The sequence below is a fragment of the Sphingomonas sp. Leaf20 genome (assembly GCF_001421535.1).
In the GTDB taxonomy this organism is placed as follows: domain Bacteria; phylum Pseudomonadota; class Alphaproteobacteria; order Sphingomonadales; family Sphingomonadaceae; genus Sphingomonas.
The window spans coordinates 410,327-424,389 of record NZ_LMKN01000009.1; the positions used below are offsets into that span (position 1 = coordinate 410,327).

The 14,063-nt window shown below is 66.3% G+C and carries 14 protein-coding genes; 6 read left to right on the forward strand and 8 right to left on the reverse strand.

Going from position 1 to position 14,063, the window contains the following annotated elements:
- The first annotated feature begins 33 nt into the window (after positions 1-33).
- From cysD to ASE72_RS15330, 3 genes are read left to right on the forward strand one after another with little or no spacing between them, the layout of a single operon-like run.
- Positions 34-933, forward strand: a complete 900-nt coding sequence (gene cysD, locus ASE72_RS15320; protein WP_056024266.1) for a sulfate adenylyltransferase subunit CysD — start codon at positions 34-36, stop codon at positions 931-933.
- Positions 933-2,846 (forward strand): sulfate adenylyltransferase subunit CysN, encoded by a 1,914-nt coding sequence (cysN, locus tag ASE72_RS15325; RefSeq protein WP_056023241.1) that lies wholly within the window; start codon positions 933-935, stop codon positions 2,844-2,846. The genes cysD and cysN overlap by 1 nt, the downstream gene beginning before the upstream one ends.
- Positions 2,847-2,851: 5 nt before the next feature.
- Positions 2,852-3,616, forward strand: coding sequence for a 3'(2'),5'-bisphosphate nucleotidase CysQ (locus ASE72_RS15330; protein WP_056023244.1), 765 nt, complete (start codon positions 2,852-2,854; stop codon positions 3,614-3,616).
- On the opposite strand, the gene ASE72_RS15335 is transcribed toward ASE72_RS15330, so the two are convergent.
- The 5 genes from ASE72_RS15335 to ASE72_RS15355 all read right to left on the reverse strand — a co-directional run bounded on the left by ASE72_RS15335 (position 3,613) and on the right by ASE72_RS15355 (position 9,373).
- Positions 3,613-4,347 carry a Crp/Fnr family transcriptional regulator gene (locus ASE72_RS15335; protein ID WP_056024270.1) on the reverse strand — a complete coding sequence of 245 codons (735 nt, stop codon included), beginning with the start codon at positions 4,345-4,347 and terminating at the stop codon, positions 3,613-3,615. The two genes, ASE72_RS15330 and ASE72_RS15335, sit on opposite strands and share 4 nt — an antisense overlap.
- A 132-nt stretch (positions 4,348-4,479) precedes the next feature.
- Positions 4,480-4,851: a ribonuclease HI family protein gene (locus ASE72_RS15340; RefSeq protein WP_327196487.1), complete on the reverse strand. Its 372-nt coding sequence runs from the start codon at positions 4,849-4,851 to the stop codon at positions 4,480-4,482.
- A 16-nt stretch (positions 4,852-4,867) separates the two neighbouring features.
- The gene (locus ASE72_RS15345) at positions 4,868-6,091 is read right to left on the reverse strand and encodes a YihY/virulence factor BrkB family protein (RefSeq protein WP_235532385.1); all 1,224 of its coding nucleotides are present in this window, start codon (positions 6,089-6,091) and stop codon (positions 4,868-4,870) included.
- A 112-nt stretch (positions 6,092-6,203) separates the two neighbouring features.
- Complete coding sequence (locus ASE72_RS15350; protein WP_056023250.1) at positions 6,204-8,702, reverse strand: ABC transporter permease; 2,499 nt, start codon at positions 8,700-8,702, stop codon at positions 6,204-6,206.
- Positions 8,699-9,373 carry an ABC transporter ATP-binding protein gene (locus ASE72_RS15355; protein ID WP_082446144.1) on the reverse strand — a complete coding sequence of 225 codons (675 nt, stop codon included), beginning with the start codon at positions 9,371-9,373 and terminating at the stop codon, positions 8,699-8,701. Before ASE72_RS15355 ends, ASE72_RS15350 begins: the two co-directional genes overlap by 4 nt.
- Positions 9,374-9,554: 181 nt before the next feature.
- Between ASE72_RS15355 and ASE72_RS15360 the strand changes: the two genes are divergently transcribed.
- Together ASE72_RS15360 and ASE72_RS15365 are read left to right on the forward strand one after the other, a co-directional pair.
- Complete coding sequence (locus tag ASE72_RS15360; RefSeq protein WP_235532386.1) at positions 9,555-10,160, forward strand: arylesterase; 606 nt, start codon at positions 9,555-9,557, stop codon at positions 10,158-10,160.
- Positions 10,161-10,235: 75 nt separating this feature from the next.
- Positions 10,236-10,970, forward strand: a complete 735-nt coding sequence (locus tag ASE72_RS15365; protein WP_082446148.1) for a Crp/Fnr family transcriptional regulator — start codon at positions 10,236-10,238, stop codon at positions 10,968-10,970.
- 16 nt (positions 10,971-10,986) lie between these two features.
- Here the strand turns inward: ASE72_RS15365 and ASE72_RS15370 are convergent, their stop codons facing one another.
- The 3 genes from ASE72_RS15370 to ASE72_RS15380 all read right to left on the reverse strand — a co-directional run bounded on the left by ASE72_RS15370 (position 10,987) and on the right by ASE72_RS15380 (position 13,201).
- Positions 10,987-11,322 (reverse strand): hypothetical protein, encoded by a 336-nt coding sequence (locus ASE72_RS15370; RefSeq protein ID WP_056024276.1) that lies wholly within the window; start codon positions 11,320-11,322, stop codon positions 10,987-10,989.
- 87 nt (positions 11,323-11,409) lie between these two features.
- The gene (locus ASE72_RS15375; protein WP_056023263.1) at positions 11,410-12,225 is read right to left on the reverse strand and encodes a transglutaminase-like domain-containing protein; all 816 of its coding nucleotides are present in this window, start codon (positions 12,223-12,225) and stop codon (positions 11,410-11,412) included.
- Positions 12,226-12,238: 13 nt separating this feature from the next.
- Positions 12,239-13,201: a transglutaminase family protein gene (locus ASE72_RS15380; protein ID WP_327196488.1), complete on the reverse strand. Its 963-nt coding sequence runs from the start codon at positions 13,199-13,201 to the stop codon at positions 12,239-12,241.
- Between ASE72_RS15380 and ASE72_RS15385 the strand changes: the two genes are divergently transcribed.
- Positions 13,200-14,003: an N-formylglutamate amidohydrolase gene (locus ASE72_RS15385; RefSeq protein WP_056023267.1), complete on the forward strand. Its 804-nt coding sequence runs from the start codon at positions 13,200-13,202 to the stop codon at positions 14,001-14,003. The genes ASE72_RS15380 and ASE72_RS15385 overlap by 2 nt on opposite strands.
- Positions 14,004-14,063: the final 60 nt, after the last annotated feature.

Genomic DNA, 14,063 nt, shown 5'->3' on the forward strand with positions numbered 1-14,063 from the left:
GCACGCCCCGCGGACATGCTTATCTGCAACGGCATGACAGCGCTTACTCACCTGCAGCGGCTCGAGGCCGAAAGCATCCACATCCTGCGCGAAGTCGTCGCCGAGGCGGAGCGGCCGGTGATGCTGTATTCGGTCGGCAAGGACTCGGCCGTGATGCTGCATCTCGCGAAGAAGGCGTTTTTCCCAGCGCGCCCCCCCTTCCCGCTGCTTCATGTCGACACGACGTGGAAGTTCCGCGCGATGTACGAGCTTCGCGATCGCGCCGCCGCGGATGCCGGGATGGAACTGATCGTCCATACCAACCCCGACGCGCAGGCGCAGGGGATCAATCCGTTCGACCACGGCAGTCGCCACACGGACATGTGGAAGACCGAGGGGCTGAAACAGGCGCTGACCGCGGGCGGCTATGATGCGGCGTTCGGCGGCGCGCGGCGCGACGAGGAGAAGAGCCGCGCGAAGGAGCGCATCTTCAGCTTCCGCTCCGCGAGCCATGGCTGGGATCCCAAGGCGCAGCGTCCCGAACTCTGGCGGCTCTACAACACGCGCATCGCGCGGGGCGAGAGCATCCGCGTGTTTCCGCTGTCGAACTGGACAGAGCTCGACATCTGGCAATATATCCTCGCCGAGGGGATCGAGATCGTCCCGCTCTATTTCGCGGCCCCCCGCCCCACCGTCGAACGCGACGGCATGGTGTTGATGGTCGACGACGAGCGCTTCCGGCTTCGCGACGGCGAGGTTCCGGTCGAGCGATCGATCCGTTTCCGCACGCTCGGCTGCTACCCGCTGACCGGCGCGGTGGAGAGCGAGGCGGCGACGCTGCCCGCCGTGATCCAGGAGATGCTGCTGACGACGACCAGCGAGCGCCAGGGCCGTGCGATCGATCACGATCAGGCGGCCAGCATGGAGAAGAAGAAGCGCGAGGGGTATTTCTGATGACCGCCTATACGCCCGAAGCGCTGATCGCGTCCGACATCGATGCCTATCTCGATACGCATGCCAACAAGTCGATGCTGCGGTTCATCACCTGCGGTTCGGTCGACGACGGCAAGTCGACGCTGATCGGCCGGCTGCTCTACGATTCGAAGACGATCTTCGCCGATCAGCTCGCGACGCTCGAGGCGGACAGCCGTCGGGTCGGGACCCAGGGACAGAATATCGACTTCGCGCTGCTCGTCGACGGTCTGGCCGCCGAACGCGAACAGGGTATCACGATCGACGTCGCCTATCGCTTCTTCTCGACCGAGAAGCGCAAGTTCATCGTCGCGGATACGCCGGGCCACGAACAATATACGCGCAACATGGTTACCGGTGCGTCGACCGCCGATCTCGCGGTGATCCTGATCGATGCGCGCAAGGGCGTGCTCACCCAGACGCGGCGCCACAGCTATCTCGCGCATCTCGTCGGCATCCGCGAGATCGTCCTCGCGGTGAACAAGATGGATCTCGTCGGGCATGACGAAGCGCGCTTCGACGCGATCGTCGAGGAGTATCGCATCTTCGCGGCCTCGATCGGTATCACCCGGTTCACCGCGATCCCGTTGTCCGGGCTGACGGGCGAGAACGTCGCGACGCCTGCGCCGGCAATGCCGTGGTATACCGGCCAGCCGCTGCTCGCGCATCTCGAGTCCGTCGCGATCGAGGCCGATGCCCGCCAGGCTCTCGACTTTCGCCTGCCGGTCCAATGGGTCAACCGGCCCGACCTCGACTTCCGCGGCTTTGCGGGAACGATCGCGAGCGGCGTGGTGTCGCCCGGCGACCGTGTCCGTATCGTGCCCTCGGGAAAGACGACGACGATCGCGCGTATCGCGACGCTCGACGGCGACCTTGCGCAGGCGGTCGCGGGCCAGTCGGTGACGCTCGTGCTGGCCGACGAGGTCGACTGCTCGCGCGGCGACGTGATCGCGGCCGCCGATGCACCGCCCGAGGCGGCGGATCAGTTCCTCGCGACGCTCGTCTGGATGGCGGACACGCCGCTGGTGCCGGGCCGCAGCTATCAACTCAAGATCGGCACGCAGCTCGTCGGCGCGACGGTCCAGCCGCCCCGCCACGTCGTCGACGTCAACACGCAGGCGGAACTGTCCGCGCCGACGCTTTCGCTCAACGATATCGGCGTCGCGGAAGTGTATACCGACCGGGCGATCGTGTTCGAGCCCTATGACGCGGGTGCCGAGCTCGGCGGCTTCATCCTGATCGATCGCGCGACCAATGCCACCGTCGCCGCGGGGATGATACAGTCGGCGCTGCGGCGTGCGCAGAACGTGCACTGGCAGTCGATCGACGTGACGCGCGAGGCGCACGCCGCGCAAAAGGGCCAGACGCCGCGGATCCTGTGGTTCACGGGTCTTTCGGGGTCGGGCAAGTCGACGATCGCCAATCTCGTCGAGAAGCGGCTGTTCGCGCTCGGGCGGCACAGCTTCCTGCTCGACGGGGACAATATCCGTCACGGGTTGAACCGCGATCTCGATTTCACCGAGGCGGGACGGATCGAGAACATCCGGCGCGTCGGCGAGGTCGCGCGGCTGATGGCCGATGCGGGCCTGATCGTCCTGACCGCGTTCATCTCGCCCTTCCGCGCCGAACGTGACATGGTGCGGGCCATGGTGGACCCGGGGGCTTTCGTGGAAATCTTCGTCGACACGCCGCTGGCGGCCGCGGAGGCGCGCGACGTCAAGGGCCTCTACGCAAAGGCGCGGGCGGGCGAGATCGCCGACTTCACCGGCATATCGAGCCCCTATGAGGCACCGCAGCGTCCCGACATCCGCATCGATACGACCCGCGAAACCCCCGAAGCCGCGGCGGAACGCATCGTCGAGCATGTCCTTGGCGTCTGGAGCTACGAGCTTTGACGGCAATGTCCGAGCGTGACGACGATGGCGCGCGCGCCGACGCGCAGCTCGCGCGGTCGCTTGCACTGGCCGCAGGCGCGCTGCTGCTCGAGATCCGCGCGCGTGGGACACTGTCGGGCAAGGCGCTGGGTGACGCGGGAGACCGTGAGGCGAACACGCTCATCATCGATCGGCTTCGCGCCGAACGGCCCGACGACTTCATCCTGTCGGAGGAGTCGCTCGACGACGGGCGGCGATGTGCGGCGCGACGCGTGTGGATCATCGATCCGCTCGACGGCACGCGCGAATATGCCGCGGGCCTCGACGACTGGGCCGTCCATATCGGCCTGTCCGTCGATGGCGTGCCCCATGTCGGGTCCGTCGCCGTACCCGCGCGCGATGCGGTGCACACCACGGACGATCCCGTCCACGTCCGCGGCGCGAGCCGATCGCCGCCGCGTATCGTGGTCAGCCGGTCGCGCGCACCCGACATCGCGCGGCTGGTCGGCGAGACCATGCACGCGACGATGATCCCGATGGGCTCGGCGGGGGCAAAGGCGATGGCGGTCGTCGACGGCCGCGCCGAGATATACCTCCATGACGGGGGGCAGTATGAATGGGACAATTGCGCACCCGCGGCGGTCGCGATGGCGGCGGGGCTGCATGCATCGCGGATCGACGGCAGCCCGCTCGTCTACAATTGCGCGGATCCGCTGCTCCCGGATTTGCTGATCTGCCGCCCCGAGCTCGCCGGGCCGGTGCTGGCCGCCATCGCCGCCGCGCGCCGCTAGGCCGGTTGCATACCGAGGTGGAGATAGCGAACCGAGAAGTCCGCGACCTGGCGCAGCGCGGTCCAGCTCGGGAAGCTGACCTGCCGGCCGTTGCGAACGATCAGTCCCTCGACTTCGAGCGCGCGCAGCGTCCGGTTGATATGGACCGCGGTCAGTCCCAGCGCATCGCCGATCTGCTCCTGCGTCATCGGAAAATCGTAATCCCGACCGGGCGTCAGCCCTTGCGCATCGAGTCGCGCCGCAAATTCGCAGAGTAGGTGTGCCAGCCGCGATCGCGCATCCCGCCGGCCGATGTTGAGTACCCATTCGCGGAAGATCGACGCCTCGACCAACGCGGCAACGAACAGCGCGTGATCAACCCCCGGGCGCGTCCGGGCGAGCGTCTGCACCGCAGCGCGCGGGATCGTCGCCACCTCGGCGGAGGTCAGCGTCTGGACATTATGATCGGCGACCTCGAGGTGGAGATGCTGCAGGTCGAGCATGTCGCCCGGAATGTGCAGGGATATAATCTGACGTAGCCCGTCGATGGTCAGCTTCTGACGGAAGGCATAGCCGCTGAGCAGGACCGCGTATTTGTCCGGCCGGTCGCCTTCGCGAACGAGATACGCCGACGCATCGAAGGTGCGCACCGTATGCGGCAACGCAAGCAACGCCGCCCGGTCCTCGGCGTCGAGCGGCGCATGCGTTTCCAGCTTGCGGATCATTGGCGTGAGCAGTGGGTCGGTGGTCATGGCATAGCTTCCGCGGTTGGGCGGGAGCACACGCATCTCTCGGTCGTCGACGGCCATCATAGAAGCGACGATGACGCACTATATCATGGATCAACATCGATCACATGGTCTATGTTTCGTCTGTCCTGTCCCTCACCGCGGATGACGTCGCGCCAGTGCGATCCCGGCAAGGTTTTGCGCCCTGCCGATGTGGCGTAGCCTGACCGACTCGAAACCGGCGGCCGCGGTCAGGAATTGCTTCAGGTGCGCACGCAGGCTGTCCGAACGACACGGCGCTGTTCCGCGCGCTTGACCAACGACTAGCATCGAGTCGCCGCGAAGGTCGACCCGCTCTGCCCCGAGGTCCCGCGCGACATGCAGCGCGTGGATCGCAGCCATCCATTCTGCATCGCTGTTGTCGCCTGGACCCAGGCCAGTGACGATATGCTCGACGCCCCGCACCACCACGGCGATTTCGATTACACCGGGATTGGGACGGCAGCCTCCGTCGAAATAGAGACGCAAGGCGCTTATCGCCACCTCACGCCTCACGCGCGGTGTCGGCATCGCGTTCGCTATCCCGACGTGTCCAGGCGAGCCCCGCACCGATCACCATCATCGCTATCCCTGCCTTCGCCGACCCGCGTCGCAGCGCCCCGAGCCCGCCGACCGTCAGCAGGAACGCGGGCATCCCGGCGCCTGCGACCTGCGATGCCACGCCCGCTTGTGCGGTTCGCACGCCGATACCCGGCGCGGCCCGGGCGTCGTGCCCGACGTCCTGACCCGCGTCCGACGGCACGGCGTCAGGCTGGCGCACGCCGTCCGCTACGGCCGCCCCACGCTGACCGATCGGCCGGTCGGGTCCGACCGTCGTGTCCGCCACGGTCTGGTGCTCGAGCTCGGCGTTGAGTTCGGCCCCCAGCAGGAAGACATAGGCGGACAGCCAGAGCCATGTCAGCAGGACGATCACCGCGCTCAGCGATCCGTAGGTCGCGCCGTAATTGCCGAAGTTCGAGACGTAAAACCCGAAGCCGACCGTCGCGGCGAGCCAGATCAGCGTCGCGGCGAGCGAACCGGGGGTCAGCCACACCCATTTCGCATGCTTGCGGTTGGGCCCAAATCGATAGAGGCACGCCGCCGCCGTCACCGCCAACGCCGCGAGCATGGCATAGCTGACCATGCGCAGCAGCGTGAGGACGATCGTCGGCGCTGCGGGTATGAGGCTGTCGAGCAGCGCGAATGCCGCGGTCGAAAGCGCGGCCGTCAGCGCTAGGATCACCGCCCCCGAGGTGATCGCGAACGACAGCGCATAGGAAGCGATGAACCCGCGCGTCTCGCTTTCCTCGTACGCGATGTTGAGCGCCGTCACGATCGACGACGCGCCTTTCGAGGCGCCGTAGAGCGCGAGGACGAGCGCGAGGATGAGGCCGAACCCCTTCTTGCCCTCGGACGTGCTGACGACGGTCGCAAGCTGGTCACCGATTACCCGCGCGGCATCGGCAGGCAGGACCCTGAACAGCCCCCGGATGTTGGAGACGACGGTCGCGGTATCGGCGACGAGCCCATAGATGAGTACGATGGATGCGAGCAGCGGAACGATCGCGGCAAACGCGTAGAACGCGGTTCCTGCCGCGATCAGGCCGATATTGTCGCGACCGGCCTCGGCCCAGCTCCGCTTGAGGACGGCCCACCACGCGCTGCCCGACATCGACCACGGGTTCGCAACATCGACGGCATCGCTACCGTCAGCCAATGTCCTCGTCACCTTCGCTTCCCCTTTTTCGGGCATCATCCGACGCGCCGAATGCCCATTTCTCCTCCACCTAACGCGGGGGCCCGCAATTGGTGCCCCCTGTCACCGGACCCACGATGCGCGATCACAGCTGGCGGAGCGCGCGTGCGGGTCGCGCACCGAGGATCGGCCAGCTGCTGATCAGCCCGATCGCCATCGTCATCCCGCCGCCCGCCACTACGGTCAGCAGGACCGCCGGATAGCTCGGCAGCCAAGTGAAGGTGAAGACCTGCGTCACGACATACCAGGCGCCGCCAAGGCCGAGCAGCAGCGCGAACCCGACCAGGATCAGCGTCAGGACCGCATATTCGAGCGCCTGCACGCCGAGCACCTGCCAGCGTGTGGCGCCAAGCGTGCGCAGGATCACGCCGTCATAGGTTCGCGCCTCGCGTGCGGCCGCGATCGCCCCGATCAGTACCGCGATCCCGGCGAGGATCGCCACCGACGCCGCTGCGGTGATCGCGGTGCCCATCTGCGACACGATCGTGCGGACCTGGCCGATGACCTCGCGGACCTCGATCACCGAGATCGACGGGAACGCGGTGGCGAGCGCGCGCATCACCCTGCCCTCCTCGCCCTTGTCGAGATCGATCGTCGCGGCGAGCATGTGCGGCGCATCCGCGATCGCGTTGGGCGAGAACACCATCACGAAATTGAACCCCAGCGTGTCCCAGCTGATCCGCCGGAACGACGCGATCCGCGCCTCTCGCTCGACGCCCAGCAGCGAATAGCTGATCGGGTCGCCGATCCTGAGCGACAGCGCCTTGCCGAGACGCTCGTCGATCGAGACCAGCGGCGGCCCCGCATAGCCGCGCGGCCACCACCGCCCGGCGACGATCGTGCTGCCGCTCGGGACGGCTTCCGAATAGGTGAGCCCGCGCTCGCCGCGCAGCGCCCAGGCGCCTTCGGGCAAGGTCTTGAGATCCGCCACGCGGGTCGTGCCATAGCCGGTGATCGTGCCGCGCATCGCGGGGACGGTCTCGATCACGGGATGCCGTGCGACCCCCGCGACGATGTGTGCGAAGGCCTTGGCCTGCTCGGGCGGAACGTCGAGCGCGAACAGCGCCGGCGCGCGTTGCGGGATCGTCCGCTGGATGTTCGCATCGATGCTCGTGCGGATCGCCGCGAGCAGCACGAACAGCGTCAGGCCCAGCCCGAGCGCGACGACCAGCGTCGTGGTGCGTGCCCCCGGCCGGTGCAGCGCCGCGAGCGCCAGCCGGAGCAGCGGCCGGCGCGGACGCGGGATCATCGCCGCACCGCGCTGCACGAGCCACCCGAATGCTGCGAGCAGCCCGAGCACGCCCGCGACCGCGGCGAGGAACCCCGCGCTGAGCCGCGGCTGCTCGGCCGTCGCCAGCGCGAGGCCGACGATCGCCACAACCGCACCCCCTACCCATAGAAGCGTTGCGCGACCCCCCGTCGTCCCCCCGCTCAGGCTCCCCCTCAGCAACCCTGCTGCCGGAACCCTCCCCGCCGCGATCAGCGGCGGCGCCGTGAACGCCAGCGCGATCAACAGCCCATAGGCCGCGGCCAATGCGAGCGGTGCCGGATGCACGGCAAATCGCGGGGCGACCGGCAGGACGTCGCCCGCCACCGCGACGATCAACGGTATTGCTGCCACCCCCGCGAGGAGGCCGGCAGAAATGCCGACCGCCGCGACCGCGCCCATCTGCAGGCTGTAGATCCGTGCGATCATACCCGACGTGGCACCGAGCACCTTCAGCGCCGCGATGCTCCGACGGCGCGCGATGAGGTAGGACGATACGCCGTTCCCCACCCCGATCCCCGCGATGACGAGCGCCGCCAGCCCCACCAAAAGCAGAAACTGCCCCATCCGCTCGACGAATCGCGCCGCTCCGGGCGCTGCGCGGTCGCGCGTCTTGGTTTCCCACCCGGCGTTCGGGAACCGGGTCTTGATCCGGTCGATCGCGGCTTGCGGCGCAACCCCATCGGGAAGCCTCACGCGGTACTTGCTCTCGTACAGGCTACCGGGCTGCACCAGTCCGGTTCGCGCGATCCCGTCCAGCGACACGATCGCGACCGGCCCCAAGGTGAAGCCCTCGCCGAGACGGTCGGGCTCTTCCGTGAGCACCCCCGCCACGACGAAACCGGCACGACCCAGATTGAGCGCCGCGCCCGTGCCGATCCCCATCCGCTCGGCCAGCGCCGACGAGATCCAGACCCCGTCGGCCGGCAGCGTTGCACGGCCGACGCGCGGTGCGAATGCGAGCGCGCCGTACAGCGGATAGGCGCTGTCGACGCCTTTGAGCTCGATCGGGACACTCGTGCCGCGGCGTACCGCCATCGCCTGCATCCGAACGGTCTGCGAGACGCGGCCGAGCTGGCCCATTGCCGCACGTTCGTCCGTCGAGGCAGCACGCTGTGAGGCGGCAAATTCGACGTCGCCGCCGAGGATCGTGCTGCCGCGAGCCGAAAGCTCGTCGTCGATAGCCTGGGTGAGGCTGCCGATCGCGGCGAGCGCGCCCACGCCGAGGAAAAGACAGGCCAGCAGGAGGCGGAGCCCGCGGAACTGGAGGTTGAGCTCCCGCCGGGCGATGCGCCATGCCACGCGAAAGTCGTTCACGCGCGATGGTCTCCGACGATCCGGCCGTCACCGAGCTCCACCGTGCGGTCGCACCGCGCGGCAAGAACCGGGTCATGCGTGATGATGACCAACGTCGCGCGCGTCGCGGCGCGACGTTCGAACAGCAGATCCATCACCGCAGCGCCCGTCGCGGCGTCGAGATTGCCGGTCGGCTCATCCGCAAAGACAAGGTCGGGGCGCGGCCCCAGCGCCCTGGCAATCGCGGTGCGCTGCTGCTCGCCACCCGACAGCTGCGTCGGATAATGACCGAGCCGGTGAGCCAGGCCGACCGCCTCGAGCTCGGCGCGTGCACGATCGAACGCATCGTCGATGCCCGCGAGCTCCATCGGTACGGCAACGTTCTCGAGCGCCGTCATCGTCGGCAGCAGATGGAATGCCTGCAGGACAATCCCGATCCGCCCCCGTCGCGCGCGCGCCAGATCGTCTTCGCTCAGCGCGGTGAAGTCGAGCCCGGCGACACTCACCCGGCCCGACGTTGCCTGCTCCAGCCCCGACAGCACCGCCATGAGAGAGGACTTGCCCGATCCCGACGGACCCAGCAATGCGACGCTCGATCCGCGCGCGATATCCAGATCGATGTTATTGAGGATCGGCGTGGCCGCGGTCGACGTGCCCAGCGTCAACGTGACATCGCGGGCCGATATCACCATATCGTCGGAAGCTGCTTGTGACATGGAGATCTTTACGTTGGAGCGATATCGGTCCTCATATGCGGTCGCGGCCGTCCTTCTCCAAGCCTTGGCCGTCGCCGGCTGCAATCGGCCCGACGAGTCGACGACGCCGTCGTCCGATCGCGAACCATCCGCCGTCGTCGCGACGAGCCAGACCGCCGTGACGGACAATTTCGTGGCGATGCCCGCGCCGCCGGCTGGTGCTCAGCGGCTGATCCTCGCCTTCGGTGACAGCCTTTATGCAGGCTATGGCGTGGCACGTGGTCAGAGCCTGCCGGACGTCGTGCAGGCGAACCTGCGTCGGGCGGGCACCAATGCGACGATCGTCAACGCGGGCGTATCGGGGGACACCAGCGCGGCTGGACGGCGACGCTTCGTTTTCGCGCTCGACAGCATGGCCCGCAAGCCTGACCTGATCCTGCTCGGTCTGGGCGGCAACGACGTCTTGCGGCAGATCTCGCCTACAGAGACGCGGGCGAACCTGACGGCGATGATGGACGAGGCCAAGCGCCGCGACATTCCCGTCATCCTCACCGGTATGCGCGCGCCCCCCAATCTGGGTGCCGATTATCAGCGCGCATTCGATACGATATGGCCCGATCTTGCCAAAGCCTATGGTGCGCGCCTCTACCCCTTCATTCTCGACGGGGTGATCGGACAGCCTGCGCTCATGCAGCGCGATTATGTCCACCCGAATGCCAGCGGGATCGATCATATCGCGGATCGTCTTACGCCGATCGTTATGGGACAGCTCGGTAAAGGCTGATACGGCCCTAACCGGTTGACGATCGCGAGGCGTAGTCTCAACTGGCCGAATAATCTGTGTTACGGGGGCGGAACGATGCATCGAAGTGGGTTGATTGCACGGCTTGAGAGGCATCTCGTGCTGACCGCGGGCGAACGCGAGGCGATCACCAGTGCGGAACATCGTGAAGTTCGCCTGAAGCCCGGCGAGATCCTGATGGCGGAGGGCGGGCTCAGCGACACGCTGTTCGTGGTGCATTATGGCTGGCTGCATTCGTCCGCAAAGCTCTCGACGGGCGGGCGTCAAATCCTCCGGTTCCATTATGCGGGCGACCTGATCGGAACGTCGAGCATCGCATGGTCGGTAGCCTCCGCGACGTTGACGGCGGTATCGGACAGTACGGTGATGGAGCTTCCGAAGGTCGAGCTCGGCCGGATATTCCGCCAACAGCCCCGGCTTGCCGGTCTGCTCTATGCCATCGCCGCCGCGGAAAACGTCGCGATGAGCGACCGGCTGACGTCGATCGGCCGCAAGGGTGCGACGGAACGACTGACGACGCTGCTGCTCGATATCCTCGCCCGGCTGCGCGTGACGGCAGGCGGCGTGATCGATTCCTATGATCTGCCGCTGACACAGAGCGACATCGGCGACGCACTCGGGCTGACGAAGGTGCACGTCAACCGGACGATCCGTGCGCTTGAACGCGATGGTGTCATCGAGCGCAACGGGCGCCGGCTTCGTCTGATCGACCCCGACTCGCTCATGCGACAGACGGGGTTCGTCGACCGCTACGGCGAGATCGAAACCGCGTGGCTCCCCGCTGCCCCCTGAAGTTGGGGGCCGCCGGTTAGTTCGGCTCGACGACGAACAGCGTCACGCCTTCATATTTGATGTCGTGCGGGTTGAAGATGGCATCGGTCTTGAACCCGTCCTCGTCGACCGCGATATCCTTCAGGCCGGCAAGCTTGAAGGTCCCCAGCTTGATCTCGCGCGGGGGCTGGCCATCGCGCAGCAACGTTACCGCGTCGACGAACACGTCATCGTGCTTGGTGAACAGGATGTGCGGCGCGAGCTTCACGTGCATGCGGTTATAGACGGCGGTCACACACCGTCGCAGCGCGATCGCCTGCAGCAATAGCGCGTTGGCGTTCGAAGGAACGGTACCGGTGGTGTCAGCAGGCATATTGTGCATCGCAGCATAGTTGGGAATCAGGCGCCGTTCGCACGAACGTTCGGCGTCTGACAAGGATAAACGGACAGTGCGAAACGCTCAAGCCGTCGCTTCGACCGCGTCCGTATGGACATCGAACCCCACCAATTGCGCCCGACCGAACGTGGTGGTGAGCGCCGCATCGGTCGCATCCCTTCCCCGTGCCATCAGGATCCGGCCGATCCGCGGCGTGTTGTGGCGCGCGTCGAACGTATGCCAGCGGCCACCGAGATAGACGTCGAACCATGCGGAGAAATCCATCGGCGCATCGACCGGCGCTATGCCGATATCGCCGAGATACCCGGTGCAATAACGCGCCGGGATGTTCATGCAGCGGCACAACGTGATCGCCAGATGGGCGAAATCACGACATACGCCCTGCTGTTCCTGATGCGCATCCCATGCGGTCTTGGTCGAGCGTGCGTGATGATAGCCAAATTCGATGTGATCATGCGTGAACGCGACGATCGCCTGGACGCGCGCCCATCCGGACGGGACGTGGCCGAACAATGACCATGCGGTTTCCGACAGCCGGTCTGTCTCGCAATAGCGGCTGCCGAGCAGGAAGATCAGGATCTCGTCGGGCAGATCCTCCACGGCATGCTGTTGCGCGTCGAGGTCGACAGGATCGGGCCTGCCGTCATCGGTCACCGTGAAATCGCACGACAACGTCAATCCACCCGCAGGGATCGTCATCCGCGTACATACGTTTCCGAACGCGTCGAGATAATCGTACATCGGGATATCGGGACCCGCGACGATCCGGTGCGGCGAGACCAGATCCTTGTTCCGCGATGGGTGAATCGACAGCATCGCCATCAGCGGCGTCGGCGCCTCTGCCTCGAAACGGATCTTGTAACCGGCGCGTATCAGCATGCAATTGACCCTTTCATGCCTTCACCTTGCGTGGCGGCGGCGCAACTGACGGTTGAGTATTGGAAATCTGGGCGTTGGTCTCAGCAGGCTCGTCGACGGTGACGTCGACGGACACGGTCATGTCTTCGAAGCTTCCGGGGAAGCCGGCCCAGGTGCCCGACACGGGCACGGCCTGATAGATGTCACGGGCGATCGCGACGCGGATCAATCCGCGGCTGCCGACGATGCCGTTGGTCGGGTCGAACTCGACCCAGCCAGAGCCGGGCAGATAGACGCGAACCCAGGCATGCGTGTTCCCGCCGCCCGTGCGCTGATCCCGCTTGGTCGGGCTATAGACATAGCCGGACACGAACCGTGCCGCGAACCCGAGCGCGCGCACCGCCTCGATCATCAGCATGGCATAGTCGCGACACGTCCCCTTGCGTTTGGCGAGCGTCTCGATCGGCGATTGCGTCCCCTTTTCCGGGCGCGGGACATAGGTGAACTCTCGCCGGATCGCTGCCGTCATCGAGGACAGCATCGCCAGCGTATCCGTCTGACCCGAGACATCGACGAACCGGCGCGCCCAGCGATCGATCTCGCGCAGCGGATCGTGATGCTGGCGCTCGATCGATCGCAGCAGGTCGGGCATGTCTTCCGAGGAATAGGTGAAGGGATAGAGCCGGGCATAATCCTCGATATGCACGCTTTCGAGGTCGGCAGGACTATGCTCGAGCCGCACGCGGCTATCGAACACGAGGTCCTTCGCACGCCTGTCGAACGTTGCCACCGCGACGGAATTGCCCAGCACATCATGCAGCCAGCGGACTTGAGCCGGTTCGGGCGTGATCGTCAACTCGGCCGAGATCAGGCGCTGGTCGTGGCTTTCCCGCGGTCGGACCATGATCCGATGCTCGCCAAACGAGACCGGGTTGCGGTAAGAATATGTCGTCACGTGGGAGAGTGTGAGAAATGGCATCAAGGATCCGTGTCGCATGACCAGCGAGCCTCACCGCCCGCTGATTACGGCAGAAGACATTCCACCGGTCGCGATAGTCAACCCGGGAGGGACCTCATCGTTCCTCCTGATCGGCGATCATGCGGGAAATGCGGTCCCGAGCGCGCTGGCATCGCTCGGCATCACGTCGGACGAACTGTCGCGGCATATCGGCTGGGACATCGGCATCGCCGACACCGGCACGATGCTGGCCGAGCAACTCGACGCGGTGTTCATTCGTCAGGCCTATTCCCGGCTGGTCGTCGACTGCAATCGTTCTCCAGCGCAACCCGACGCCATCGCGGAAGTCAGCGACACCACGGTCATACCCGGCAATCTTGCACTGTCGGATGATGCGAAGGCGGAGCGCTTCGCGGCGATACACGAGCCGTATCATGCGGCAATCGCGCGTGAGGTCGCGCGCCGCGCGGCCGCCGGCCGGACGACAATCCTGATCGCGCTGCATAGTTTCACGCCGCTCATGCGCGCGCTGGCTACGTCCGGCGATGGTACCACAGCGACGCTGCGCCCCTGGCACATCGGCATTCTTCACGACGGTGGCGACACGACATTTGCCGCGGCGCTTCTGAATGTTCTGACCGCGGACCCGGATCTCGTCGTCGGCGACAACGAACCCTATCGCATGGATCTGATCGACTATACGATCCCCCGGCATGCCTATCCGGATCGCCTGCCCTATGCCGAGATCGAGATCCGTCAGGACCTGATCGCCGACCACGAGGGATGCCGGCACTGGGCCGACAGGATTGCACACGCGCTCGTTTCGGCCTGCGCATCGTAAGCCTCCTGTCCTTCGACCCATAGGCAAGACGTGCTCGCCCGACTTTCGCGCGCCGCTAGC

Excerpts from the sequence above, each read along its gene's own strand:
- cysD (WP_056024266.1), top strand. The coding sequence starts at position 34 with ATGACAGCGCTTACTCACCTGCAGCGGCTCGAGGCCGAAAGCATCCAC.
- cysN (WP_056023241.1), top strand. The coding sequence starts at position 933 with ATGACCGCCTATACGCCCGAAGCGCTGATCGCGTCCGACATCGATGCC.
- ASE72_RS15330 (WP_056023244.1), top strand. The coding sequence starts at position 2,852 with ATGTCCGAGCGTGACGACGATGGCGCGCGCGCCGACGCGCAGCTCGCG.
- ASE72_RS15335 (WP_056024270.1), bottom strand. The coding sequence starts at position 4,347 with ATGACCACCGACCCACTGCTCACGCCAATGATCCGCAAGCTGGAAACG.
- ASE72_RS15355 (WP_082446144.1), bottom strand. The coding sequence starts at position 9,373 with ATGGTGATATCGGCCCGCGATGTCACGTTGACGCTGGGCACGTCGACC.
- ASE72_RS15365 (WP_082446148.1), top strand. The coding sequence starts at position 10,236 with ATGCATCGAAGTGGGTTGATTGCACGGCTTGAGAGGCATCTCGTGCTG.
- ASE72_RS15370 (WP_056024276.1), bottom strand. The coding sequence starts at position 11,322 with ATGCCTGCTGACACCACCGGTACCGTTCCTTCGAACGCCAACGCGCTA.
- ASE72_RS15375 (WP_056023263.1), bottom strand. The coding sequence starts at position 12,225 with ATGCTGATACGCGCCGGTTACAAGATCCGTTTCGAGGCAGAGGCGCCG.
- ASE72_RS15385 (WP_056023267.1), top strand. The coding sequence starts at position 13,200 with ATGACCAGCGAGCCTCACCGCCCGCTGATTACGGCAGAAGACATTCCA.
- ASE72_RS15380 (WP_327196488.1), bottom strand. The coding sequence starts at position 13,201 with ATGCGACACGGATCCTTGATGCCATTTCTCACACTCTCCCACGTGACG.